The sequence below is a fragment of the Streptomyces sp. NPDC031121 genome (assembly GCF_055570615.1).
In genome coordinates, this window is sequence record NZ_JBVIGV010000002.1 from 212,125 (window position 1) to 235,257 (window position 23,133).

The 23,133-nt window shown below is 74.6% G+C and carries 23 protein-coding genes; 7 read left to right on the plus strand and 16 right to left on the minus strand.

The window, feature by feature from the left end; all coding sequences use genetic code 11:
* Positions 1-5 precede the first annotated feature (5 nt).
* From ACZ462_RS04380 to ACZ462_RS04390, 3 genes are all read right to left on the minus strand, one after another.
* Positions 6-467, minus strand: coding sequence for an LAETG motif-containing sortase-dependent surface protein (locus ACZ462_RS04380; protein ID WP_467808163.1), 462 nt, complete (start codon positions 465-467; stop codon positions 6-8).
* 166 nt (positions 468-633) lie between these two features.
* Positions 634-2,220: a glycosyltransferase family 2 protein gene (locus tag ACZ462_RS04385; protein ID WP_467808162.1), complete on the minus strand. Its 1,587-nt coding sequence runs from the start codon at positions 2,218-2,220 to the stop codon at positions 634-636.
* A 60-nt stretch (positions 2,221-2,280) separates the two neighbouring features.
* Entirely contained in the window at positions 2,281-2,655 is a 375-nt protein-coding gene (locus ACZ462_RS04390; RefSeq protein ID WP_467808160.1) for a YbjQ family protein, read from the minus strand.
* A gap of 220 nt (positions 2,656-2,875) precedes the next feature.
* Here ACZ462_RS04390 and ACZ462_RS04395 point away from each other — a divergent pair, with 220 nt between their 5' ends.
* Positions 2,876-3,538 (plus strand): hypothetical protein, encoded by a 663-nt coding sequence (locus ACZ462_RS04395; protein ID WP_467808159.1) that lies wholly within the window; start codon positions 2,876-2,878, stop codon positions 3,536-3,538.
* Positions 3,539-3,546: 8 nt separating this feature from the next.
* On the opposite strand, the gene ACZ462_RS04400 is transcribed toward ACZ462_RS04395, so the two are convergent.
* From ACZ462_RS04400 to ACZ462_RS04415, 4 genes are all read right to left on the minus strand, one after another.
* Positions 3,547-3,900 carry an NYN domain-containing protein gene (locus ACZ462_RS04400; RefSeq protein ID WP_467808158.1) on the minus strand — a complete coding sequence of 118 codons (354 nt, stop codon included), beginning with the start codon at positions 3,898-3,900 and terminating at the stop codon, positions 3,547-3,549.
* Positions 3,901-3,953: 53 nt separating this feature from the next.
* On the minus strand, positions 3,954-4,895 hold the full coding sequence (locus ACZ462_RS04405) for a phosphatase domain-containing protein (protein ID WP_467808157.1): 942 nt from the start codon (positions 4,893-4,895) through the stop codon (positions 3,954-3,956).
* Between the two features lie 3 nt (positions 4,896-4,898).
* Positions 4,899-6,113 carry an RNA ligase gene (locus tag ACZ462_RS04410; RefSeq protein WP_467808155.1) on the minus strand — a complete coding sequence of 405 codons (1,215 nt, stop codon included), beginning with the start codon at positions 6,111-6,113 and terminating at the stop codon, positions 4,899-4,901.
* A gap of 110 nt (positions 6,114-6,223) precedes the next feature.
* Positions 6,224-6,658 (minus strand): VOC family protein, encoded by a 435-nt coding sequence (locus tag ACZ462_RS04415; RefSeq protein WP_467808154.1) that lies wholly within the window; start codon positions 6,656-6,658, stop codon positions 6,224-6,226.
* Positions 6,659-6,724: 66 nt separating this feature from the next.
* On the opposite strand from ACZ462_RS04415, the gene ACZ462_RS04420 reads away from it, so the two are divergent.
* The gene (locus ACZ462_RS04420) at positions 6,725-7,393 is read left to right on the plus strand and encodes a YoaK family protein (protein WP_467808153.1); all 669 of its coding nucleotides are present in this window, start codon (positions 6,725-6,727) and stop codon (positions 7,391-7,393) included.
* Between the two features lie 14 nt (positions 7,394-7,407).
* Here the strand turns inward: ACZ462_RS04420 and ACZ462_RS04425 are convergent, their stop codons facing one another.
* The 4 genes from ACZ462_RS04425 to ACZ462_RS04440 form a co-directional block, all read right to left on the minus strand.
* The gene (locus ACZ462_RS04425) at positions 7,408-8,445 is read right to left on the minus strand and encodes a tellurite resistance/C4-dicarboxylate transporter family protein (RefSeq protein ID WP_467808214.1); all 1,038 of its coding nucleotides are present in this window, start codon (positions 8,443-8,445) and stop codon (positions 7,408-7,410) included.
* Position 8,446: 1 nt separating this feature from the next.
* Positions 8,447-9,190, minus strand: a complete 744-nt coding sequence (locus tag ACZ462_RS04430; RefSeq protein WP_467808213.1) for a VOC family protein — start codon at positions 9,188-9,190, stop codon at positions 8,447-8,449.
* 156 nt (positions 9,191-9,346) lie between these two features.
* A complete protein-coding gene (locus tag ACZ462_RS04435) occupies positions 9,347-10,441 on the minus strand; it encodes a carboxylate-amine ligase (protein WP_467808152.1) in 1,095 nt (364 codons plus the stop codon).
* The gene (locus tag ACZ462_RS04440; protein WP_467808150.1) at positions 10,422-11,015 is read right to left on the minus strand and encodes a type 1 glutamine amidotransferase domain-containing protein; all 594 of its coding nucleotides are present in this window, start codon (positions 11,013-11,015) and stop codon (positions 10,422-10,424) included. The genes ACZ462_RS04435 and ACZ462_RS04440 overlap by 20 nt, the downstream gene beginning before the upstream one ends.
* A gap of 499 nt (positions 11,016-11,514) precedes the next feature.
* On the opposite strand from ACZ462_RS04440, the gene ACZ462_RS04445 reads away from it, so the two are divergent.
* Entirely contained in the window at positions 11,515-12,339 is an 825-nt protein-coding gene (locus ACZ462_RS04445) for a SigB/SigF/SigG family RNA polymerase sigma factor (protein WP_467808149.1), read from the plus strand.
* Positions 12,340-12,405: 66 nt separating this feature from the next.
* Here the strand turns inward: ACZ462_RS04445 and ACZ462_RS04450 are convergent, their stop codons facing one another.
* On the minus strand, positions 12,406-12,900 hold the full coding sequence (locus tag ACZ462_RS04450; protein WP_467808146.1) for an ATP-binding protein: 495 nt from the start codon (positions 12,898-12,900) through the stop codon (positions 12,406-12,408).
* Positions 12,901-13,038: 138 nt separating this feature from the next.
* Positions 13,039-14,448 carry an MFS transporter gene (locus ACZ462_RS04455; RefSeq protein ID WP_467808144.1) on the minus strand — a complete coding sequence of 470 codons (1,410 nt, stop codon included), beginning with the start codon at positions 14,446-14,448 and terminating at the stop codon, positions 13,039-13,041.
* Positions 14,449-14,754: 306 nt separating this feature from the next.
* Here ACZ462_RS04455 and ACZ462_RS04460 point away from each other — a divergent pair, with 306 nt between their 5' ends.
* Positions 14,755-15,195, plus strand: a complete 441-nt coding sequence (locus tag ACZ462_RS04460; protein ID WP_467808142.1) for a DnaJ family domain-containing protein — start codon at positions 14,755-14,757, stop codon at positions 15,193-15,195.
* A gap of 141 nt (positions 15,196-15,336) precedes the next feature.
* Positions 15,337-18,114 carry a SpoIIE family protein phosphatase gene (locus ACZ462_RS04465; RefSeq protein WP_467808140.1) on the plus strand — a complete coding sequence of 926 codons (2,778 nt, stop codon included), beginning with the start codon at positions 15,337-15,339 and terminating at the stop codon, positions 18,112-18,114.
* Between the two features lie 82 nt (positions 18,115-18,196).
* On the opposite strand, the gene ACZ462_RS04470 is transcribed toward ACZ462_RS04465, so the two are convergent.
* Positions 18,197-18,916 (minus strand): TetR/AcrR family transcriptional regulator, encoded by a 720-nt coding sequence (locus ACZ462_RS04470; RefSeq protein ID WP_467808138.1) that lies wholly within the window; start codon positions 18,914-18,916, stop codon positions 18,197-18,199.
* Between the two features lie 167 nt (positions 18,917-19,083).
* Here ACZ462_RS04470 and ACZ462_RS04475 point away from each other — a divergent pair, with 167 nt between their 5' ends.
* Positions 19,084-20,646, plus strand: coding sequence for an FAD-dependent monooxygenase (locus ACZ462_RS04475; protein ID WP_467808137.1), 1,563 nt, complete (start codon positions 19,084-19,086; stop codon positions 20,644-20,646).
* Positions 20,647-20,904: 258 nt separating this feature from the next.
* Complete coding sequence (locus ACZ462_RS04480; protein WP_467882654.1) at positions 20,905-21,480, plus strand: DsbA family protein; 576 nt, start codon at positions 20,905-20,907, stop codon at positions 21,478-21,480.
* Between the two features lie 25 nt (positions 21,481-21,505).
* On the opposite strand, the gene ACZ462_RS04485 is transcribed toward ACZ462_RS04480, so the two are convergent.
* Complete coding sequence (locus tag ACZ462_RS04485; protein WP_467809375.1) at positions 21,506-21,823, minus strand: PRC-barrel domain containing protein; 318 nt, start codon at positions 21,821-21,823, stop codon at positions 21,506-21,508.
* Between the two features lie 131 nt (positions 21,824-21,954).
* A complete protein-coding gene (locus ACZ462_RS04490; protein WP_467809374.1) occupies positions 21,955-23,115 on the minus strand; it encodes an alkaline phosphatase PhoX in 1,161 nt (386 codons plus the stop codon).
* Positions 23,116-23,133 lie beyond the last annotated feature (18 nt).

Sequence of the window (23,133 nt, forward strand, 5' to 3'; positions counted from 1 at the left end):
CGTCCTCAGCCGTCGGCCCGGCGCCGCACGGCGTAGAGGGTGCCGCCCCCGGCGGCGAGCAGGACGGCCGCACCGGCCCCGACGGCGGCGGTGGCCGTCGAGGAGCCGGTCTCGGCGAGCTGGCTGCCGGCCGGCGACGGCGAGGCGGCCGAGGCGCCACCGTCGGCCCCGCCGGCTGTGGCGGGGGCGCTGGGCGCGGCGCTGGGGACGGCGGTCGGCGGGTGGCTGACCGAGGCGCTGGGCCGGGGGCCGGGGGTGGAGGGCCTGCTCGGGGTGGCGCTGGGGGCGGGGCTCGGGGTGGCGCTCTCCGGCGCGGGGGTCGCCGTACTGGGCACGGGTGACGGCGTCGCGGACTGCGCGGGTGCGGCGGTGGCGGGCCCGGCGAGGGCGAGGGCCGCACCGGCGGCAGCGGCAGCGGCGGCGGCCGTCCGGCGGACGGGCGCGGGAAGGCGCTTGGCATGGCTCATGGTGGTTCTCCACGGTCGGTCGTCGCGGGGCGCGGGATGACGCCCCTTCACCCCCGCACGACGCGCGACCCCGCCGGAGGTTGCCGCCGCAGCCGGAAAAGTTTTCCGCCCCCCGCTGCACGGACGCAGCGCCGTCCGGCGTGCGGCGGCGGCCCGCCGCGCGCCCCTACCCGGTGGGCAGCGGGATGCGGCGGACCACCTCGAAGCTCAGGTTGCCGTAGGCCGTGTAGAAGGGAGCGGCCGCGAGTTCGGTCGCCCCTCCGGGGTCGCGGGCCAGGACCTTGGCCCGGCGGGCCGTCCGGTCCAGATCGGCGGCGTGCCGGCGGCCCAGCCGGACGGTGCGGGTCACCCCGGCGGCGCGGACGTTGAGGAAGCAGTCCCAGGTGCCCGGCGGGATCGGCTCCCCGCCGGCGATGCGGGCCAGGTCCACCTCGGCGAGGAATCCGGCGCCGTCGGGCTCCGGCCCTTCCTCGGCGGCCCCGGATGCCGGGCGGGGCTCGGCGGGGACGGTGAACTCCCGGCCGGTGTCCCGCTCCCGCAGGACGAGTTCCGTCTCCGTGCCGGCGGCGCCGAGGGACGGGATGCAGGCGTGGCCGGCGATCCGCAGGCGGCGCCCCTGCCAGGCCAGCGAGGACAGCTCGTGCTGCGCCTTGATTTGGTCGGTGACGTCGTAGAGCACATCGGGCAGCCCGGCCGCCGGGTCGCGGAAGAGCGGGAAGCAGCGGTAGACCCGGCCGTTCTCGACCAGATCGCGGGGCGGCGGCTCCTCGGCCGTGTCGTGTTCCATGAGCCGCTCGAAGACGGGCAGCGGGCTGCACACGAACGCGTAGAGCCGGATCCAGTCGATCCGCGGCAGTTCGCCGCCCATGTCGGGGGTCCAGTACGCCTCGACCAGCGCCCGCGCCCGTGCGTAGACCTCCTGCGTGTAGGCCGGGGCGTCGTGGCGGGCGGCGACGGCCGGCCGCAGGGCGGTGCGCAGCAGGCTGCGGAAGTGCCGGCCGAGCATCCTCCGGCGGCCGACCGGGTCGGCCACCCGGTCGGCGACGAGCGCCATCACGCGCTCGATGTGCGCCACGGTCTCGTGGGCGGTGCGTGTCCGGGAGGTCAGGTTCTGCCCGTCGTCGCGGCGGCGCAGGTAGTAGCAGTCGTAGTCGCCGACGACCGATATGCGGGCGGCGGCCAGGAAGACGGAGGTGACGAAGACCTGGTCCTCGCCGTACCAGAGGTCCTCGGGGTAGCGCAGGTGCTCGCTCTCGATGACCCGGCGGCGCATCAGCTTGGCCGAGTGCAGGGAGCGGTAGACCTCGGAGGTGTAGAGGTCCGCCTCGGCGGCGTGCCGGTGGGCCTTGTCCGAGACGGTCCTGCCCAGGCCCACCTGCCTGGCGAGGACGATGTCGCTGCCCTGGGCCTCGGCCATGTCGACGAGGCGCTCCAGCGCTTCGGGCCCGAGGTAGTCGTCGGCGTCGGCGAAGAAGACGTACCGTCCGCGGGCGAGGTCGAGGGCCCGGTTGCGGGGGCCGCCGGGGCCGCCGGAGTTGGGCTGGTGCACCGCCCGGAACTGCGGGTACCGGGCGGCGTAGCGGTCGAGTTCTGCGCCGCTGCCGTCCGTGGAGCCGTCATCGACGGCGATGACCTCCAGGCGTTCGGCGCCGATCGTCTGACCCATGACCGATTCGAGGCATTCGCTCAGGTACGGCATCGCATTGTAGACGGCGATGATCACGGATACGTCGGGCACGGACTGGCGGTACATGCCCCGAGCATAGGTTCGCGGCCCCTACACCCCGCGGGGCGGGTCGGGAGGAGCTGCCGACTACGTGCCGGCGGGCGCGAGGACCACGGCCGTGCCGTAGGCGCAGACCTCGGTGCCCACGTCGGCGGCGTCGGTGACGTCGAAGCGCATCATCAGCACGGCGTTTCCGCCCCGGGCCTTGGCCGCCTCGATGAGCCGTTCCATGGCCTGGTTGCGGGTCTCGACGAGGGTCTTCGTCAGGCCCTTCAGCTCGCCACCGATCATGGACTTCAGACCGGCGCCGATCTGGCTGCCGAGGTGGCGGGAGCGGACGGTGAGGCCGAACACCTCACCGATCACGCGCTCGACGCGGTAGCCCGGGACGTCGTTCGTCGTCACGACCAGCACGCCGGTCTGGTCGGCGCCGGGGCCGCCGCTGTAGTCGTTGATGCCCATGCCCACCACTGTGGACGGCCTGCCCCTCCCCCGCATCCCCGGCGGGGCCCGCCGTGGGAGCTGTCCCGCCATATTGGGCGTTTCGGGCTAAACGCCGGTGAGTCACCGGGGCGGGGCGATACGTCCCCGCCATAGTCGTCCCTGGCGACCGTCCGGTCGCAGCCCCCGGCCGGCGACGCGTTCGCGACCGGGTGGACGTCTTCGCATGAGGAGCCCGCACATGCAGAAGCCCGCCAGGGCCGTCCTCGCTCTCGCCGCCGGAAGCCTGGTGCTCGGCTTCTCCGGCGCGGGCACCGCCGTCGCCGCCGACGAGCCGGCCCGCCAGGTCGTCCTCCTGGAGCCGAGGAGCGACCAGTCCGGCAAGGACCGCGACAGGCACTACGTCGTCGGCAAGGTCGTGGCCCGCGGCTCCCTGACGGTCCGCAGCAAGCCCTCCACGCACTCGGACGCCCTCGGCCACGTCAAGGCGGACCACCGGGTCGCGATCCAGTGCAAGACCCGCGGCGAGAAGGTCGACGGCAACGACATCTGGTACCGCCTGCACCTCGACGACGACCACGGCAACGGCCGGGAGGACGACGACCGCGACGACCGCGACGAGTCCGACGACCGCGACGAGGACGAGGACGACCAGGACCGCGAGGACCAGGACGACCGCGACGACCGCGACGACCAGGACGACCGCGACGACGAGGACGAGGACGCGGACGAGGACGCGGACGAGGACGCGGACGAAGAGGAGGACTCGGACAAGCGCGCCCCCCGGTCCGAGCACCGCACCCAGGACGGCAAGGCCGCCAAGGCGGCCGACAGCCACAGGAACGCCTGGGTCGCCGCCCGCTACGTCAAGAACCTCGACCGCGTCGAGTTCTGCGGCAACTGACCGCCCGGTCAGCTCCCCGGGCGTACGGCACGCGGCCCCACGCACTGCGCCCCGTACGCCCGGACCCGGGCGCGCAGTTCCCGGTCCGAGGTGACGACGACGCAGTCGCGCCCCTCGTACGAGGCGGCCAGCTCCACGATCCGGTCGTCGCCGCTCCCGGGCGCCGTATCCACCCGTACCCCGGGCACCGACTCGACGCCCTTGGCCGCGCCCTCCACGACGAGGATGACCTCCTCGTCCGCGGAGGGCGCGCGGCGTGCCAGCAGGTCGCGCAGCCGCTCGGCCGCGCCCCTCCTGTCGCGCCACCAGCCGTCCGGCACGGATCCGACGACGTTGGCCCCGTCCACGATCAGCACGCTCACGGTCCCAGTATGGGCTCGGGAGCCGCCCGTGCGGCCGGCGGCCGGGAGCCGGACTAGAAGTCGCCGTAGTTGACCTGCCAGGTGGGCAGGCCCATCCGCCGCCACAGCGCCACGACGCGGTCCCGGTCGTCCAGCGACACCCGTACCGCGTACCGGTGCCGGACGTGGGCGTCGAACAGCTCGGCCTTCACCACGTCGTCGCGCCGCGTGTCACCGAGCGGCCGCATCCACAGCTCGTCGTACGGAACCCCGTGCCGCGCGAGCCAGGCCTCCGTCTGCGGGCGGTGCTCCTCGCCCCGGCCGGACAGCAGCACGATCGTGTCGCCCTCCGCCCGCCGGAACGCCTCCAGCGCGTAGCGCACCGGCTCGTTGAGCAGGTCCACCTCGCAGCGCGTGAAGTCGTACGGGCTGCGGTCGCCGGTGAGCGCCAGCGTGCCGTCGATGTCGCACATCACCGCGGGCGGCAGCGCCGGGTCGGCCGTGTACGGCGTCGCGGCCGGCTGGTCGTTCAGCCACTCGGCGGTCAGCCGCCAGCCGCCCTTGCGGGCGCTCGCCAGCTTCAGGGCGAGGCCTCGGATGACCTCTTCGCCGACGGGCCGCTCCCGGCCGGCGTCGCGGCGCAGGCACTCCTCGACGGGCACGTGCGTGAAGTCGTGCACCACGAACCCGGCGCGGCCGGCGACCGCCGCCTTGAGCCGCTTCGGTATCCGGGACGTCAGGTGGGTGTTGTCGACGACGACGTCGAAGCCGTCGTCGACGGCGGCGCGGACCGCCGCGTCCTGGACGGCCAGCACGGTCTGCTCGTGCCGGTACGAGCGCCCCCGCTCCGGGTCGGGCAGGTCGAGCATGGCGCGCAGGTCGTCGAGGTTGACGCGGCGCATCCGCCCTGCGGACTCGGCCTGGAGGGCGCGGGCCGCCGTCGTCTTCCCGGAGGCGGGCAGCCCGGTCATGACGTGGACCACGGGGCGGCCGGGCTCATCGGGTCGTGCGGACACTGGTCAGTTCTCCTCGTCGTGCTTGAACGGGTCGGACGCCTGCGGCCGGATCTGCCGCCATATGAGGAGTCCGGTCGGACGGTCGTCCAGACGCAGGAACAGGGCCGCGCGGATCCCGCCGTCCGGCAGGGCCTTCGCGGCGCGCGCGAACGCGCCCCGGTCGGCGGCGAGGTGGGCCAGCTCGCGGAACGCCTCGTCGACGGCCCGTTCGCGGTGCGCGGCCTCCTCTTCGAGCCGGTCGACGACCCCCCGCACCCATGCGTCGAACTCGTCCGGCACCTGCTCCAGCAGCGCGTCGAGCGGCTTGCCGCCGTGGGCCTCGAAGTCGGCCGCCGTGAGTCCCAGCGTCTGCGTGAGCTGCTTGGCGGGCAGGCCGGCGAACCGCTGGACGCCGTGGGCGCGCCAGATGTCCCGCTCGGTGACCCCGGTGAGGACCTTGTGCAGGCGTACGTACTCGGACAGCTTGGCCTTGGCGCGCACCCCGGAGGCGAACCGCAGGACGAAGCCCTCCGCCTCGGTGCCTGTGGCGGTGGCGCCGCCGGGCATCCGGCTCGCCCCGGTGAGCGCGACCAGTTCGTCGAGCGGCATGGCGGGCCACAGGCGGACGACGGATCCGACGCCCTCCCAGTGGCCGGCGGCCTCGGCGAGCGGCACCTCGGTGCCGTCGGGGCCGTACGCGGCGAGCAGGACGAGGTCGCGGCGGTCGCCGTAGTCGACGACGATGCGGTTCTGCGGGTACAGGATCTCCGCGAGGTACGTCACCCCGGGCACCAGGCCGGACGTGTCGCGGCCGTCGAGGCGGCGCTGCGCCCACCGGGCCTGCTCGCTGATGAAGGAACCCTTGGAGGCGACCCGCCAGGCGCCGGCGTAGTGGAAGACCACGGCGAGGCTGCCGTCGACCTTTTCGTACACCTCGAACGGCTCGTCCGGCAGGGCCGGGGCGTACGGCCTGCCGGCCTCGTGCTCGCCGACGTTGAAGAACTTCGGCAGCGGCAGGGCGACGACGGCGCCGGTGGCGTCGTCGGCGACGAGCCCCCGGCAGCGCACGGTCACGTCGTTCCACACCTGCTCGTACTGTGCCGTCCGCGTGTAGGTGTAGATGGACAGCGGCAGTTCGGGGTGCCGCTTGCGGCTGACGAGGCCGGATGCGACGGCGTCCGCCAGGTCCTGCCGCGGCAGCAGGTCGTGCAGGGTCAGGTAGGCCTGCGTGTGGCCCATGGGTTCCTCCTGTTTCGAGATGGCTCATTCTCGGGTGCGGGAGGGACCGCCCGGTACCGAATTTGTGCTGGTGGAGGGGGCGCCGGATGCGGCGGCGCCCCCTCTGCACGCTATCCGGTGACGCAGAGTTCGTTGCCCTGGGGGTCGGCGAGGGTGGTCCAGGCGAAGGGGCCCTGGCGGCCCTCGTGCAGGCGCACGGCCCCCTTGGCGACCAGCCGCTCGACGACGGCCTGCGGGTCGTCGGAGCCGGTGCGGATGTCGAGGTGCACGCGGTTCTTCACGGTCTTGGGTTCGGGCACGAGTTGGAACAGCACGCGGGGCGCCCGGTCGGCGCCCTCCGGGTGGCGGATCGCCGCGCCCGCCTTCCAGACCAGGGCGCCGCGGTGCGTGGTGGTGTCGTCCTCGCTCGCCTGGCCGGTCTCGACCATGCGGCGGATGAACGCCTCGTCGGTCGGCTCGACCTCCCAGCCGAGGGCGTCGGCCCACCAGTCGGCGAGCACGTGCGGGTCGTTGCTGTCGATGGTCACCTGGAACGTGTAGGTCATGCAGGGACCCTACTGACGGGCACTGACGATCCGTCGTCCGAAAGGCGGGGACAGGAAGGGTGGCGCATGGACAGGGACGGCCGGCCGGCGGCGCCCGCGGTGCCTCCGCGGCTGCTGCTCGGGCTGACGTTCGTGAGCGGGCTGGTCGACGCGGCGGTCTTTTTGGGCCTGGAGCACGTGTTCGTCGCCAACATGACCGGCAACACGGCCTTCCTCGCCTTCGCCCTGGCCGGCGCGGACGGGTTGTCGGCGGGGGCGTCGCTGCTGGCGCTCTGCGGGTTCGCGGGCGGGGCCGTGGCCGGCGGGGCGATCCGCCGGGGCCGGCCCGCCCGGCGCGTCTTCGGGCTGCTGGTGTCGGTGCAGGCGCTGCTGGTGGCCGCCGCCCTGGCCGTGTGGGCGGCCGGCGGCGGGCCGCGGGCCGTGCCGGTGGTGCTGCTGGGGCTGGGGATGGGGTTGCAGAACGCCGTGGTGCACCGGGCGGCCGTGCCGGATCTGCCGACCACAGTCGTCACGCGGGCCCTGGCCGGGCTGGCCGCCGACCCGTGGGGGCGCGGGGCGCTGCGGCGGCTGGGGTCGGTGGCGGTGCTGTTCGGCGGGGCGCTGGCCGGGGCGGCGGCGACGCTGCGCTGGGGTCCGGGGCCGGCGCTGGCGGCGGCGGTCGCGGTGCTGGCGGGCGTCGCGGCGGCGGGCGTCCTCGCGGATCGGGCGGCGGGGGCGGGACGCGCCGGCCGGTAGGGCGGCGGTCTGCGTCAGTGCCCGGTCGGCCGGTCGGGTCCCGGTCGTCCGGAGGCGGGGCGTCCGGCGGCCGGGCCCCTGCCCGCCGGGGCGGGCGTCCGGCGGCGGAGGCCGGTTGCGGCGAGCGCGGCGCAGGTCAGCAGCCAGGCGCCGACGGCGATCCACAGCAGTACCGCGCCGAGGACTCGGAGCCCGGAGACGCCGGTCGCGCCGGCCGCCGAGAGGCAGGCGGCGGCGGTCATGCCGAGCGGGAAGACCGTGGCCCAGCGCCGGATGTCGTACCGGGGCCGCCACGCGCGCAGCTCGGCGCCGAGGAGGACCGCGTACCAGGCGAGCGACAGGGCGAGGAGGACGAGCGTGGCCCAGCGCAGGGCGGTGTGGGGGCCGCCGGTCCACACGGGGGACGCGGTCAGCCGGGAGCCCGCGAGGGCGGAGATGGCGAGCGCCCCGCCCGCGACCCAGTGGTCCCCGGCTCCGCGGAGCACCTCGTGCGGGTCGAACCGGGCGAGGGCCTGCGCGTAGAGCAGGAGGCCGAGGCAGAAGGCGGCGAGCGCGGCCCAGGCCGGCCATTCGAGGCGCCAGGCGTCCGCGAGCATCGCCGACAGCACGGCGAGGCCCTGCGTGGCGACGCAGACGAGGAAGGCGCCGCCCGGCATGCGGCGTTTCCAGTGCCGTTCGACGGCGGCGAGCAGGCCGGGCCACAGCAGTGCCGCCAGCGCGAGGAGCGCGGCCGCGGCGGCCTGCCGCCCCATGAGGGAGAGCCGGCAGCCGAGCACGGTGGTGGCGGCCACGGCCGTCAGCGCGGCGGGGGTGTAGGCATCGGCGCGGAACCGGCCGCGGTCTCGGGCGAGCCGGGCCGCGAAGTCGTACGCGAGGACGAGGTACAGGGCGGCCGCGACGGCGAAGAAGGCCAGGGAGAGCACCTCGCGGCCGAGGAGTGCCAGGCCGACGGATATGACGGCCGGGGCCAGCACGGCCGCGCCGGCGGCCGGGGGCAGCTCGGCCGGCCACGGCCGCCGCCGGCGCGAGAGCGTCCGGCCCGGGCCGCGGATGTCACTCCTCCGGGGCCCGCGCGGCGGTGAGGGTCAGCATCGCCCCCTCCGGGTCGCGGACGGTGACCCATCGCGCGTCGGGGCCGGAGAGGATGGTGGACAGGGTGGTGCCGCCGGCGGCGCCGACGGAGTCGATGGCCTCGTCGAGGTCGCGGACCCGGAAGTAGACGTGCCAGCGGGGCCGGGACTCGGGGACGTGGGCCGTCGCGTCGGTGATGCCGCCGTTCAGGCGGGCGACGGGTTCGCCCGTCTGCCGCAGGACGACCTGGTCGTCCTCGTAGGCGACCTCGCAGCAGCCGGCCCGGCCCGTGGCCCACTCCAGGACCTCGCCGTAGAACATGGCCGCCTCGAAGGCGTCGCGGGTGCGCAGCTCCAGCCAGGCCGGGGAGGGGCCGCGGCCCACGCGCCAGTCGGCGGACACCCCGCCCTGCCAGATGCCGAAGACGGCGCCCTCCCGGTCGGCGGCGAGGGCGCCGCGGCCGCCGTTGGCGAAGGACACCGGTCCGACCGCGATGGTGCCGCTGCGCTCGCGGATGCGGTCCGCGGCCGCGTCGGCGTCCTCGACGGCGAAGTAGGGCGTCCAGGCCGGGGCGACGACGACGTCGCCCCCCATCGCCCCGATCCCGGCGACCGGCACTCCGTCCGCCTCGGCGACGGTGAACGCGTCGCCGAGGCGGGCGGCCCGGAACTTCCAGCCGAGCACGGTGCCGTAGAACTCCTGCGCCTGCTGGAGGTCGCGGGCCATGAGGCTCACCCAGCACGGGGCGCCGAAGACCTCCCTCGTAGAAATCTCCACGGTTCACGCTCCGTCCTTGTCCCGCTCATCCTCGCTTCGGGTCCGGCGGCCCGCACCTCGGGCCGGGCCCGGACGGCGGTACGGCCGCCCGGCGCCGGGCCGCGCTCAGGCGGCGGGGCCGTGGGCGGTGATGAGGTCGAGCAGCGCCGGCATGCCGCCTTCGGCGAGGGCCCGGCGCTGGCGGTCCGCCGGGGTGCCCTGCTGGAGCAGCCGGTGCAGCAGGCCGCTGACCTCGCGGATGTCGCCCGCGTCCTCCAGGGCCGGGGTGATGTGCTGCAGCAGCATGCACAGGACGTCGCCCGCGCTGTGCCGCCGCCCGTCCGGGTCCATGAGGGCGCCGCCGAGGCCGTGCCGGGCGGCGTGCCACATGGAGGCCTGGAGCAGCTCCTGGGCGCACTGGGGCTGCGGCGCTCCGGCCTTCTCCTCGGCGATCGCCGTGGTGACCAGCGCCCGCACGATGCCGGCGAGGAGGACCGCGTCGACCGCGTCGAGCTGCACGTCCAGGCACCGCACCTCGACGGTGGGGTAGCGCTCGGAGAGCCGCGCGTGCCAGTAGAGCTGCCCCCGGTCGGCGATGAGGCCGGCCTCCTGGAGTGCGTCGACGCGCTGTTCGTAGTCGGCGAGGGTGGGGAAGTAGGGCGGCGGTCCCGCGACGGGCCAGCGGCCGAAGACGAGGGTGCGCCAGCTGGCGAAGCCGGTGTCGCGGCCGTCCCACATGGGCGAGTTCGCGGACATGGCCAGCAGCGTGGGCAGCCAGCCCCGGAGCCGGTTGATGACGGCGAGCCCGGTCTCCCGGTCGGGGACGCCGACGTGCACGTGCATGCCGTTGATCAGCTGCTCGTCGACCAGGCGGCGGGCCTCCTCGCGCATCTTGAGGTAGCGCGCCTCCTGGGTGATGGCGGGCGGTACGCCGTCGCGCAGCGGCGCGGTGGCGGAGGTGGCGAGCCGGCAGCCGAGCTCCTCGGCCGCGGAGCCCACCGCATGCCGCAGCCGCAGCAGGTGGCCGCCCACTTCCTCCAGGTCGCTGCACACGGGGGTGGCGACCTCCACCTGCGCCTGGAGCAGCTCGTGCTGCACCTCGCCCTCGTCGACCAGCGACGCGAGGCCCGCTCCGGCGCGGACGTCCTCGGCCCGCGCCACGGGAAGGCGTGTGAGCGGATCCAGCAGGACGTACTCTTCCTCAACCCCGACGGTTGCCATGTCCCCCGAACTCCTCGACGAGCGCGGCACAGAAGGCGTCCAGGTCGCCCGGCCTGCGGCTGGTGACCAGGGTGGAGGGCGCCGCCCGGCAGACGTGGACCTCCTCGTCCACCCAGGTGCCGCCCGCGTTGCGGATGTCGGTGGCCAGGCTCGGCCAGGAAGTCAGGATACGCCCGCTCACGGCGCCCGCCTCGACGAGCGTCCAGGGGGCGTGGCAGATCGCGGCGACGGGCTTGCCGGCGTCGACGAAGTGGCGGACGAACTCGACGGCTCCCCCGTGCAGGCGGAGGGCGTCCGGGTTGGCGACGCCGCCGGGGAGGACGAGGGCGTCGAAGCCGGCGGCGAGGGCGGCCGGACTGCTGCCGCTGTCGTCGCCTTCACCGCCGTCGGCCTCGCCGACGACGTCGTCGACGCTGTGGCGGCCCGCCTTGTCGAGGTGCCGGTACGCGCGCACGTCCCCCGGCTCCGTCGAGACCAGCCGCGGGATCCACCCGGCCTCGAGCACCGCCTTCCAGGGCTGGGTGAGTTCGATCTCCTCGACCCCTTCGGGCGCGGTCAGAAACGCGATGCGCACCAGGCTCACTCCTTCGGTCCGTGCCCGGGAGGCTGATGCCTCCTCGGTGGGCGCCGTGCGTCTGCCCTGGCGCACCTGTCTCAAGCATGGCAGGAACGGCAGCATGCGGAATTTGACCCTCCGGTACGTCGGGGCTTCGTTCGGGCGAATCCGGCAGCAGGCGCGTGGGGCCGCGCGGCCCGGCGTGGGACCTCGTAAGGCAGGCGGCCCGGCGGCCGCGGGCAGAGGGGGTGCGCGCAGGTGGAGAGGCGATCCGGGACCCGGACGCGCGCCCGGGCGGGTGCGCGCCGGCCGGACGCACGCCAGTCTCGCGGGAGGGGTGCGCCGCCGCGCGTGTCGCCCGCTGCGCTCTCCTGCGCCGGTCGCCGACCGGCGGGTGGTTTGCGGTGATTCATTCCGCTTCGGGCCGGGGCGGTCGGGGTATATACCCCGGGACAGCTCACGAGACGGCCTACCCGCATCGCCCGTTGCGGCGCGACCGCCCGTCGGAGGAGCGAGAATGCACAGCACCGAGGTCACCGAAGGCATCCCGCAGGACACGCTGGGCGTCAGCACCGGCGAGGCCCGTACCCTGTCGGAGACCCTGTTCCGCAGGCTGCGGGCGCTCGACGAGGGCAGTGCCGCGTACTCGTACGTGCGCAACACGCTCGTGGAGCTCAACCTCAGCCTGGTCAAGTACGCCGCCCGCCGGTTCCGGGGGCGCAGCGAGCCGATGGAGGACATCGTCCAGGTCGGCACGATCGGCCTGATCAAGGCGATCAACCGGTTCGACCCGGAGCGCGGGGTCGAGTTCACGACGTTCGCGCTGCCCACGATCACCGGGGAGATGAAGCGGTTCTTCCGCGACACCAGCTGGGCCGTCCGGGTGCCCCGCCGGCTCCAGGAGCTGCGGATCGACACGGCGAAGGCGCACGACGCGCTGGAGCAGGACCTGGGCCGGGAGCCCACAGACGCGGAGATCGCCGAGCGCCTTAAGGTCTCGGAGGAGGAGTTCGCCGAGGGTTTGAAGGCGTCGCACGCCTACTCGGCCCGCTCCCTGGACGTGCCGGAGCGGGAGGAAGGCGAGCGCCGCGCCCATGTCGGCCACCGGGCCGCGCTCGGTGAGGACGAGGCCGCGTACGACCGGATCGAGTGCCTGGAGTCGCTCAAGCCGATCCTGGAGACGCTGCCCCCGCGCGAGCGGACACTGCTGTCGCTCCGCTTCGGGGACGAGCTGACCCAGTCGGAGATCGGGGAGCGGCTGGGCCTGTCCCAGATGCACGTCTCGCGGCTGCTGAGCCGCACCCTGGCCAAGCTCCGGGCCGGCCTCCTGGAGGACTCGTAACCCCGGATCCGCAACAGGCGTGACGGCGCCGTCGGCGTGCCGCCGGGCGCATCACGGAGCCGGTTGTCACGGAGGCGGCGCGGGGGCCGACATTTCGGCCCAGACGGTCTTGCCGATCCGGCCGTCCGGGTAGGCGTCCCAGCCCCAGCTGCGGGCCAGTCGGTCGACGACCAGCAGGCCGTGGCCGCCCGGGACGGAGGGGTCGGGGTTCGTTCGGCGGCGGGGGTGCTCGGGGCTCCCGTCGCCGACTTCCACGCGCAGCAGGCCGTCCGAGTGGCGCAGGACGAAGTCGTTGGGGCCGCCCGCGTGCAGGCAGGCGTTGCCGACCAGCTCGGAGACCATGAGCAGGACATCCTCGACCGCGGCGGTCCAGTCGTCGGGGGCGGCCGCGCGGCGTACGCCGTTCAGGTGGGGGCCGGCGGTGCCGGCGGCCGGTGCGGGGGCGGCGGGCGGGATCAGCCAATGCCAGTCGGCGAGCGCCTGCCGCGTGAAGTCGCGGCACCGAGCGACGATTCCCGAGGTGCCTGTGCCGAGGGCCAGCCTGCGGACGTCCTCGCTCATGGGCCCTCCCCTGCGGCACCGGCGGACACCGCCGCCGTCGCGGTCGCATCGAACGAGAACCGCCGCACCATCGTGCTCCGTCTCCTGCCTGCCCTCGGGGGCTGCCGAAGCCCGCATACCCGGCCCGGGGGCAAAAATTCACCGGACTGACGGGATGGTGGGCCCGCCACCGGGATCCCCCTGAGCACCCGCGCCCCGGCTGCCGCCGCGCCGACCGCGGGTACCGACCGCCATTGCGGCCTGCGGCGGGGCTCCCCGGCGTGACGTCTGCGGCAGGCGCAGGGCCGCCAGGCGCCGCAGCGCTGCGCGCCGCTGTACGAGGGACAGCCCGGCGACGGCGGCGCCGAGCCCGACCCAGCCCGCGGGCCCTGCGGCCATCACGGCACCGGTCAGCAGCAGCGGGCCGGCGGCCTTCTGCACGGACGGGGAGATCCCGGCGACGCCCAGGTACGAGGCCCGCGCCTCCCGGGGCGCGAGGGAGACGGCGAGTTCCCACGAGGACACCGAGCGGACCAGTTCGGCGGCGGTGACGAGCACCGCCGCCGCCATCAGGGCGGCTGAGGCCGCCCAGGCGCCGCGGGCCGGCGTGAGGGCGAGCAGCGCGCAGGCGCACAGCACGGCGAGCCCGTACCAGCCGGCGGCCCGCGCGGCCTGCTCCGGTTCGCGGACCCGGGCGGAGACGGCGAGCTGGAGCAGCACGGTGAGGACGGTGTTGACGGCGAGGACGGCGGGCACCAGCGCGTGGGGCGCGTCGGTGTGGTGGACCAGCCACAGCGGCAGCCCGACGTTGAGGAGGGAGTCGTCGAGGTTCATGGGGATGTCCAGCAGCACGAACCGCAGGTATCCCCGGTCCCGCCAAGGACTGCCGCCGGACCCCTCCGCGAGCGCACCGGGGGCAGGCGCACCCTCCTCGGCCGGGGCGGTGAGACGGCCGTGTCCGCGGGGCTCCCGCGTACGGCCGACGAGCGCCGCGGCGACGAGGAACGACAGGGCGTTGCCGAGGATGAGCGCCTCGTACGCGCCGCGGGTCCCCGCGGCCAGCCCGAGGGCGGCGATCCCCGCGCCGACGGCGTATCCGGCGTTGGCGGCGCTGCGCGACAGCGCCTGGTAGGTGCCGCGGCGCTCGCCGGCGACGCGGGTGGCGAAGAGCATCTCCAGCGTCTTGGCCGCCCGGTCGCCCAGGTGGGTGAGGGCGACGAGGAGCAGCAGGGCCTCGTACCGGGTCGTGGCGAGCAGCGCGCACAGCGCGGCCAGGCGCAGCAGGTGGCAGGCGATGAGCATGGGTCGGACGGCGAACCGGTCGGCGAGGTGCCCGGCGAGGGGCGACCCGGCGATCCCGGCCACGGCGGCGGCACCGACCATGAGCCCCAACCGCCGTGCGTCGAGCCCGATGACGAAGGTGAAGTAGAGGACGGACGAGGCGGCCCACACCCCGGTCCCGATGCGGTCGAGCAGCTGCGCGAGCAGCATGGTCCGCGCGTCCCGCCCACCCGGCGGCCTGCGGATCTGCGCGATCAGCCCCTCCGAGCGCCGTTTCCGCCACCGCATGCCTGGTCTCCGCTCCCCCGAAAAAGTATCTCGACATCGAGATACCTGGTGGCAGCCTGCCGGACGTTAATCTCGACGTCAAGATACTTTCGCCGGTCCGGCGCCACATCCAGCCCCGTCGGCGCGGGTGCGGGGTGGGGTTCCCGCGACGGCCGGGTGGAGCCCGGTTTCGGGAAGGGGCGGGGAGGGGACCTGCTCCGCGCAGCGGCGATCCCCCGCCGAGCCGGGGGAACCCCGGGGGCCCCAGCGCTAGGCTGGACTTCTTACGCCCCGCAGCGACCCCGTACGCCCCTCGCAGGAGGAACCGTGACCGAGCGCAAGCCACCGGGCGTCGACTTCGAGTCCTGGGTGGACCGCCAGATCCGTGAGGCCGCCGACCGCGGCGAGTTCGACCGCCTGGAGGGCTTCGGCAAGCCGCTGCCCGCACTCGACGCGCCGTACGACGAGATGTGGTGGATCCGCCGCAAGGTGCACCGCGAGGGCTTCGCCGCACTGCCTCCGTCGCTCGCCCTGCGCAAGGAGGCGGAGGACGCGACGGAGGAGGTCCGCGCGGCCCGCTCCGAGCGCCGGGTCCGGGAGATCCTCACCGCGGTCAACGTGAAGATCGCCGCCGCCCTGCGGATGCCGCCGCCCGGACCGCCTCTGCGGCTCACGCCGTTCGATGTCGAGGAGGCCGTGGCGGCCTGGCGCGCCGCTCACGAGGACGGCGCCGGCGGTACCGCCGATGCACGCCCCAACGGCCGCTGAGCACGCCGGCGTGCGCCCCCCGGACCCCGCCGTCGGCACCACACCGGCCGACGTGCCCGTCCGCCGCTCCCGGCCCACACGCGGCGACAGTGCTACAAATGGTCTCGTGACCCAGCCTTGCAACCCGTGCCGGGGACATCGGTGCGGTCACTGAGCGGGAAGCGCCCGCGGAGCGTCGCCACACAGGTTTTCGTCCTCCAGGTGGCGATCGTGGTGCTGCTCGCCGCCGGCGCCGTGCTGGCGCTGGTGCTGCAGTCCCGCAGCGACGTCGAGCGCGAGGCCCGGAACCGGTCGGTGTCCGTCGCCGAAACCTTTGCCCACTCGCTCGGCCTGCACGAAGCCCTGAAATCCCCCGACCCGTCCGCGATCCTGCAACCGCTGACGGAGGAGACCCGCAAGAAGGCGGGCGTCGACTTCATCGTCGTGATGGACACCCAGGGGATCCGCTACACCCACCCGCTCCCCGACCGGATCGGCAAGCGGTTCGTCGGCACGATCGAGCCGTCACTGGCCGGTCAGGTGCACGTGGAAAGCGTCGACGGCCCCCTCGGCAAGGAGATCCAGGCCGTCGTGCCGGTCTTCGCCGAGGGCGACAGCGGCGCCGTGGAGGCCCTGGTCTCGGCCGGCATGACCGTCGAGAACGTCAGCGGCCTCGTCGACCGGCAGCTCCCCGTCATCCTCGGCGCCAGCGCGGCCGGCCTGGCCCTGGGCACCGCCGGCGCCGCCCTGATCAGCAACCGCCTGCGCCGGCAGACCCGCGGCCTCGGCCCGCTCGAGATGACCCGCATGTACGAGCACCACGACGCGGTGCTGCATGCCGTACGGGAGGGCGTGCTGATCACGGACCGCGACGGCCGGCTCCTCCTCGCCAACGACGAGGCGAAACGGCTCCTCAGCCTGCCGGCCGACGCCGAGGGGCGGCACATCCGCGAACTCGCCGAACTCGACGGGAACCTCGCCGACCTGGTGCTCTCCGGCCGTGAGGCGACCGACGAGGTGCTGGAGGCCGGGGAGCGGCTGCTGGTCATCAACCAGCGGCCCACCCGCCCCCGCGGCCGCCCCGAGGGGATGGCCGTCACCATCCGGGACTCCACGGAGATGCGGGTGCTCAGCACCCGCGCCGAGGCCGCCCGCCGGCGGCTGCGGCTCCTGTACGACGCCGGCGTCGGCGTCGGCACCACCCTGGACGTGGAGCGGACGGCGCAGGAGCTTGCCGACGTGGCCGTGCCGCGGTTCGCCGACTTCGCGACGGTCGACCTCGCGGAACCGGTCCTGCGGGGCGACGAGCCCACCGCGGCACCGGGCGACCTGCGCCGCACCGGCGTCAGCGGTATCCGCGACGACATCCCGCTCTACCCGCGCGGCCGGTTGATCGACTTCCTGCCGTCCACGCCGCAGGCGCGGGGCCTGAGCAGCGGCAGGGCCGAGGTCATCGCCGACCTGGAGAAGGCGCCCGGCTGGTACGCGCAGGACCCGCCGCGCGCCCAGGCCGTCATCGACTACGGCATCCACTCGCTGATCACGGCGCCCCTCAAGGCCCGCGGGGTGGTCCTCGGGGTGGTCAACTTCTGGCGCTCCGAGAAGCCCGAGCCATTCGACGAGGAGGACCTGTCGCTGGCGGAGGAGCTGGTGGCCCGGGCCGGCGTCAGCATCGACAACGCGCGCCGCTACACCCGCGAGCACGCCGTGGCCATCACCCTCCAGCACAGCCTGCTGCCGCGGGACCTGCCCGAGCAGAGCGCCGTGGAGGTGGCCCACTACTACCTGCCCGCCCAGTCGGGTGTGGGCGGCGACTGGTTCGACGTGATCCCGCTGCCGGCCGGGCGCGTCGCGCTCGTCGTCGGCGACGTAGTCGGGCACGGCCTGCACGCCGCGGCCGCCATGGGCCGGCTCCGCACGGCCGTCCTGAACTTCTCCTCCCTGGACCTGCCGCCCGACGAGCTGCTCGCCCGCCTCGACGACCTGGTGCAGTACACCGACCAGAACGGCGAGGGCGGCGGCGCCGAAGGCGGCCTCCTCGGCGCCACCTGCCTGTACGCGGTCTACGACGCCGTGGCGCGGCGCTGCACGGTGGCGCGCGCGGGGCACGTCCCGCCGCTGGTGGTGCACGCGGACGGCCGGGTGGAGGCGCCGGAGCTGCCGGCCGGCGCGCCGCTGGGCCTGGGCGGGTTCCCGTTCGAGTCGGCGGAGCTGGACCTGGCCGAGGGGAGCCGGCTGGTCCTGTACACCGACGGGCTGATCGAGGACCGGGCCCGGGACATCGACGAGGGACTCGACCTGCTGCGCGCCGCCCTCGCCCGCGCGGGCCGAAGCCCGGAGGACACCGTGCGGGCGGTCCTCGCCGAGCTGCTGCCGGTGCGTGCCCGCGACGACGTCGCCCTGCTCGTCGCCCGTACGTCGTCCCTGCCGGCGGACCGGATCGCGGAATGGGAGGTGCCGTTCGAACCGAGCGCGGTGGGCCAGCTCCGGGCCGCCGCGACCGCGAAGCTGGAGGAGTGGGGGCTGGAGGAGCTGGTGTTCGCCACGGAGCTGGTGCTCAGCGAGCTGATCACGAACGCGATCCGGCACGGCGCCGAGCCGGTGCGCGTACGCCTCCTCCGGGACCGGGTGCTGACCTGCGAGGTCTTCGACGGCAGCAGCAGCTCCCCGCGCCTGCACTATGCGACGACTACGGACGAGGGAGGCCGCGGACTGTTCCTCGTCGCCCAGCTGAGCCGGCGGTGGGGGGCCCGGTACACGCCCGAGGGGAAGGTGATCTGGTCGGAGCAGCAGATCCCGGACCTCGGGGACGACGGGGGCCTGGGGGCGGCGGGCGCCGCGGCGGTCGCGGACGCGGCGGGCACGGCGGGCGTCGCGGGCACGGCGCGCGTCGCGGACGCCGCCGGCTCCCCAGGGCCTGCGGGGCGGGCCGGGGCGTAGGCGCGCGCTTGCGCAGGGGGCCGGAAAGCGGTGGGCTCGGGGGCTCCGCGGGACCGCGCGCCGCGCGTCGTGGCGCCCGCCGTCAGCGGATCCCGTATCGAGCGGCCGCGCCCTCGAGGATGAGCCCGAGTCCCTCCTCGAAGTGGTCGTCGTACTCCTGGAAGAGGTGGGGTCCGGCGGCCGCGGCCAGGGGGTGGGCGGCCAGCCGCTCGCTTCGCTCGGCGATGTCGAAGCCCTCGCGGCGCTCGCCCGGCGCGGGGTGCACGCCCTGCTCCTCGGTGACGAAGCCGAGCGTGTACAGGAAGGCGGTCGTCAACGTGCGGACGGCCTGGGGCAGCTCGAAGCCCGCTTCCACCAGGACCCGGAGCTGGGCGTCGACGTGTTCGGCGTGGTCCGTCCCGGTGAAACGCGAGCCGCTGAAGACGCGGGCGCCGTCGCGGTAGGAGAGCAGCGCGCGGCGCAGTGCGCGGTTCGCGGCGAGGAGCCGTTCGCGCCAGGCGGGGCCCGGGTCCTCTGTGCCGTCGGGGCCGGATGCCGGGCCGGCGGCCGGCTCCGGTTCGCCGTCGGCGCCGTCGGCCGTCATGCGGCGGACCATTTCCGTCGCCATCTCGTCGATGAGTTCCTGCTTGTTCTTGAAGTGCCAGTAGAGCGCCGGGGCCTTGACGTCCAGCTCGGCGGCGATGGCACGCAGGGTGAGCTTCTCCAGGCCCGTCTCGTTGAGCAGGCGCAGCGCCGCTTCGGCGACCGTGGCGCGGCTCAGGGGTGGGACGCGCGGGGGCGTGCGGTCGGGCTTCTGGGTCATCGCTGCCTCTCTTCGGGCTGCCACTGTGCCGGGGGTTGACAGCTTAACAACGTTAAGGAGACACTTTCGATGTGCTCTCCTTAACGGCGTTAAGGAAATGCTCGAAGGGGGTGCGTGCGCACGCAGGCGCATGGGCCGTGCGGGATGGGACGAACGGGGGCGGAGAGATGGACGCGTACGGGGTGACGGCCACGGCCGGCCGTGCAGGAGTGGGCGCGGAGCGGGGCGGGGGGTGGTCCGCGGAGGAGCGGGCGGGCAGCGAGGTGCTGGTCGTCGGGGCCGGGCCGACCGGTCTCACGCTGGCCTGCGACCTGGCGCGCCGCGGGGTGCGGCCGCTGGTCGTCGAGCGTGCGGCGGGCCTGTTCCCGGGCTCGCGGGGCAAGGGGATCCAGCCGCGCACGCTGGAGGTGTTCGAGGATCTGGGTGTCCTCGGGGCGATCCTCGGCAGGGGCGGGCCCGCACCGGTGGGGATGCTCTGGAGGGAGGGGGTGCGGCTGGGCGAGCACCGCATGTTCGAGGAGGTGGCGCCCACTGAGCAGGAGCCGTATGCGGAACCCTGGCTGGTACCGCAGTGGGCCACCCAGGAAGTGCTGCTGGCCCGGCTGCGCGAACTGGGCGGCACGGTGTCCTTCGGGATCGCGCTGGCCGGCCTGGCGCAGGACGGCGAAGGGGTGACCGCCGAGCTGGCGGGCGCCGACGGGGCGACGCGGACCGTGCGCGTGCGCTACGCGGTCGGCGCCGACGGCGGCCGGTCCACGGTCCGCCGGCTCACGGGGGTCGGGATGGCCGGCGAGCGGGTCGACCCCGTCCCGCTGGTCGTCGCCGATGTCGCGATCGACTCACTGGACCGCGGCAACTGGCACATGTTCGCGCCCGCCGAGGACGGCAGCAGGGGCTACGCCGCCCTGTGCCCGCTCCCCTGCACCGAGCTGTTCCAGTTCGTGGGCCAGTACCGTGGGGGCGGCGTCGAGCCCGGGGAGGACGAGGTCCGCGCATTGATAGCCGGCCTGACGCACATCAGAGCCGAAGAGGTGCGGGAGGTCCGCTGGGCCTCCGACTTCACGGTCAACGCCGCCCTGGCCGACCGCTTCCGCGAGGGCCGGGTCTTCCTCGCCGGGGACGCCGCCCACATCCACTCACCCGCCGGCGGGCAGGGGCTCAACACCAGCGTGCAGGACGCCTACAACCTGGGCTGGAAGCTGGCCGCGGTCCTGTGCGACGGCGCCCCCGAGACCCTGCTCGACACGTACGAGCGGGAGAGGCGGCCGCAGGCCGCCGAGATGCTCGGCCTGTCGACCCGGATCCACCGCGGCCAAGACCGCCGCGGGGCCGCCACCCGGCAGCTCGGCATACACCTGCGGGAGTCGCCGCTCAGCCGGGAGCCCCGGACCGGACTGCCGGAGGGCTCCCTCGTCGCCGGCGACCGTGCGCCTGACGGGCAGCGCGACGGCATACGGCTCTTCGACCTCTACCGGGGCCCGCACTTCACCCTGCTCGCCGTCGACACCGACCTGCCCGGGGAACTGCCGCCGCTGCCGCACCTGCGGGCGGTCCGCATCGACGCCTATGCGGCCTACGGTCGAGGGCTGTTCCTCATACGCCCCGACGGCCACGTCGCCTGGGCGGGCCGCTCCGCGGCGGACGCCGAGGACCTCGACGACTGGGCCGCGTGGTTCGCCTCCCCGGCCGGCCGCACCACCGCCCCGTCACCGATTCCCGCCGGGCCCTGAAAAGGGGCCGCCCGCCTGCCGGCTCCGGCCGGGCCCCGGCCGGAGCCGGCGCCTGCCGCCGGTTCCGGGGCACCCCGGGCGGGGCGGGCCGGAGAGGGGTGCGTACGCTTCCCCCTTTGGATCAGGGAGGGGATGTTCGTGCAGGTCAGCAGACGTTCGGTGCTCGCCGCCGCGGGTGCGGCAGTCATCGTGCCGACTGCCGCGGGATGCCTCCCGGCGCGGTGGGGCAGCCGAGCACACGAGGGGTACACCGGGCCGGTGGCTGCGGCGCTCGGCGCGGAGGGGCACACGGTGGTCGTCGGGGATCCGGGGGCGCCGGTGACCGTCCGGGTGTACGAGGATCCGAGCTGCCCGGGATGCGCCGAGTTCCAGACGGAGGGAAGCGGTCCGCGGCTGCGCAGGATGACAGCCGAAGGCGACGTCCAGGTCCACTACGTGCTGGGATCGTTCCTCGGCAACGGGTCCAAGCGGGCCGTCAACGCGCTGCGGGCCTCCCTGGACAGGGGGAGGTTCGCGGAGTTGCACGAGGTGCTCCACCGCGGGCAGGCGGCGGTGAAGAGGCGCGGCGGGTTCACCGGCGGCACGCTGCTCTCCCTGGCCTCGTCCGTGGAAGGGCTGCGCGACCCGGGTTTCGACGAGGCGGTGCGCACGGGCAGGCACCGGGACTTCGTGGAGGCGGCCGACCGGGCCGTGAGCACTTCGTGGATCAAGGCCACACCGGCTCTGGAGGTCAACGGGCGGCCCGTCGGCAAGGGCGACCGCGACATCCTCGACGACCCGGACGCCCTCGCCCGGTACCTGCGCCGGGCGCGGCAGCGCCCGGCGCCGCACTGAGAGCCTTCGGCGGGGCGGACGCCCCTCAGGTGTGGCCGTCCGCGTAGTACCGCTCGATGACCTGGAGCAGGGCCACGTCGTCCTCGTACCGGCCGCTCTCGAACTCGGGCGAGTGCTTGACCTGCTCGCGGGAGGCCGACAGGTGGACCGTCTCGTTCTCCTCGTCGACGCGGGCGACGAGGGAGGCGGGCACCACCACGTGCCGACCGAAGATCCACGGCCCGGTGTCCACCACGATGAACTGCCGGCCCACGTATTCGCTGTGCCTGTCGATCTTGCCGATGTGACCGTCGGAGGCGTCGACCTTGAACCCGACGAACCGGGCCATGTCCGTGCCGGCCATGGGGCATCCCCTTCCCTGCGCGTCCTCGGGTACCGGCGCCTACCCGGGCTCGCCCCGGGCATGCCCCGGCCCGCCCGGAGCCCGCCGGGAGGCGGGGCGGCCCCGGGCGAGGCGGGCGGGCGGGGTGGCGGTCAGGTGCGGAAGGGGCCCGTGACCTCGTAGGTGATGCCGCCGGAGGAGCTGCCGGTCGTGCCGCGCTGGCTGGAGAAGTACAGGCGGTTGCCGGCGGGCGAGAAGGCGGGGCCGCAGATCTCGGACGAGCTCTGGCCGGTGATCCGCAGGAACGGTGCGACCACGTCGTCGGGGGTGATCACGCAGATCTCCATGTTGCCGCCGTCCTCGGCGACGTACAGGTCGCCGAAGGAGGAGCCCGTGACGTTGTCCACGCCCGTCAGCGGGGCGCCGCCGCCGACCACGAGGGAGTCGTCGTAGGCCAGCTCGTAGGTGTTGGTGGAGAGGTTGAGCTGCCAGACCCGGTTGTCGCCCTTGGTCGTGAACCAGACCGTGTTGTTGGCGTAGTGGCAGCCCTCGCCGCCGTTGAAGCGCTTGGCGCCCGAGACCTGGTTGCGCGTCGCGGTCGGGGAGCCGTCCGGGTCCGGGACGGTCTGCCAGGTGAAGGAGCCGGAGGTGCCCGAGCCGGCCTTGAGGACCTGGAGGGTGCCCGAGGACAGGTTGCCCCAGGTGGTGGGGAGGAAGCGGTAGAAGCAGCCGTCCGACTCGTCCTCCGTCAGGTAGACCGCCTGGCGGACGGGGTCCGCTGCCGCCGCCTCGTGCTTGAACCGGCCCATCGCGGGGCGCTGGACGGCCGCGTTCACGCCCCACGGGTCGGTCTCGTAGACGAAGCCGAGGCTGACCTCCTCGCACGAGAGCCAGGTGTTCCACGGCGTCTTCCCGCCCGCGCAGTTCTGGCGGGTGTTGGAGAGGATCCGGTAGGCGGAGGTGATGGCGCCGGAGGAGTTGAAGCGGACCGCGCCGGCCCCGCCCGAGGGGTTGATCTCCGAGTTGGAGACGTAGATCCAGCCGGTGCCGTCGGCGAAACAGGCGCCGCCGTCGGGGGCGTTGTGCCAGGTGTAGGAAGTGCCGGTGACGGTCTGCCCCGACCGGGCGATGACCCGGCTCGTGAAACCGGCGGGCAGCATGATGCCGTTGGCGTCGGCCGCGCCGAGCGCCCCGTAGGGGCCGGGACCCGGCTGGGCGGGTGCGGCGTACGCGGCGCCGCGCATGAGAGTGCCGCCGAAGGCGGCGGCGGACGAGCCGACGACGGCGCCGCGCAGGAAGGTACGACGTTCCACGGTCACTCCTCGGGAAGG

Coding starts and splice junctions, on each gene's coding strand:
- ACZ462_RS04445 (WP_467808149.1), top strand. CDS start 11,515: ATGCACAGCACCGAGGTCACCGAAGGCATCCCGCAGGACACGCTGGGC.
- ACZ462_RS04395 (WP_467808159.1), top strand. CDS start 2,876: ATGCAGAAGCCCGCCAGGGCCGTCCTCGCTCTCGCCGCCGGAAGCCTG.
- ACZ462_RS04420 (WP_467808153.1), top strand. CDS start 6,725: ATGGACAGGGACGGCCGGCCGGCGGCGCCCGCGGTGCCTCCGCGGCTG.
- ACZ462_RS04455 (WP_467808144.1), bottom strand. CDS start 14,448: ATGCGGTGGCGGAAACGGCGCTCGGAGGGGCTGATCGCGCAGATCCGC.
- ACZ462_RS04470 (WP_467808138.1), bottom strand. CDS start 18,916: ATGACCCAGAAGCCCGACCGCACGCCCCCGCGCGTCCCACCCCTGAGC.
- ACZ462_RS04385 (WP_467808162.1), bottom strand. CDS start 2,220: ATGTACCGCCAGTCCGTGCCCGACGTATCCGTGATCATCGCCGTCTAC.
- ACZ462_RS04380 (WP_467808163.1), bottom strand. CDS start 467: ATGAGCCATGCCAAGCGCCTTCCCGCGCCCGTCCGCCGGACGGCCGCC.
- ACZ462_RS04475 (WP_467808137.1), top strand. CDS start 19,084: ATGGACGCGTACGGGGTGACGGCCACGGCCGGCCGTGCAGGAGTGGGC.
- ACZ462_RS04485 (WP_467809375.1), bottom strand. CDS start 21,823: ATGGCCGGCACGGACATGGCCCGGTTCGTCGGGTTCAAGGTCGACGCC.
- ACZ462_RS04450 (WP_467808146.1), bottom strand. CDS start 12,900: ATGAGCGAGGACGTCCGCAGGCTGGCCCTCGGCACAGGCACCTCGGGA.
- ACZ462_RS04410 (WP_467808155.1), bottom strand. CDS start 6,113: ATGGGCCACACGCAGGCCTACCTGACCCTGCACGACCTGCTGCCGCGG.
- ACZ462_RS04435 (WP_467808152.1), bottom strand. CDS start 10,441: ATGGCAACCGTCGGGGTTGAGGAAGAGTACGTCCTGCTGGATCCGCTC.
- ACZ462_RS04390 (WP_467808160.1), bottom strand. CDS start 2,655: ATGGGCATCAACGACTACAGCGGCGGCCCCGGCGCCGACCAGACCGGC.
- ACZ462_RS04415 (WP_467808154.1), bottom strand. CDS start 6,658: ATGACCTACACGTTCCAGGTGACCATCGACAGCAACGACCCGCACGTG.
- ACZ462_RS04430 (WP_467808213.1), bottom strand. CDS start 9,190: ATGGCCCGCGACCTCCAGCAGGCGCAGGAGTTCTACGGCACCGTGCTC.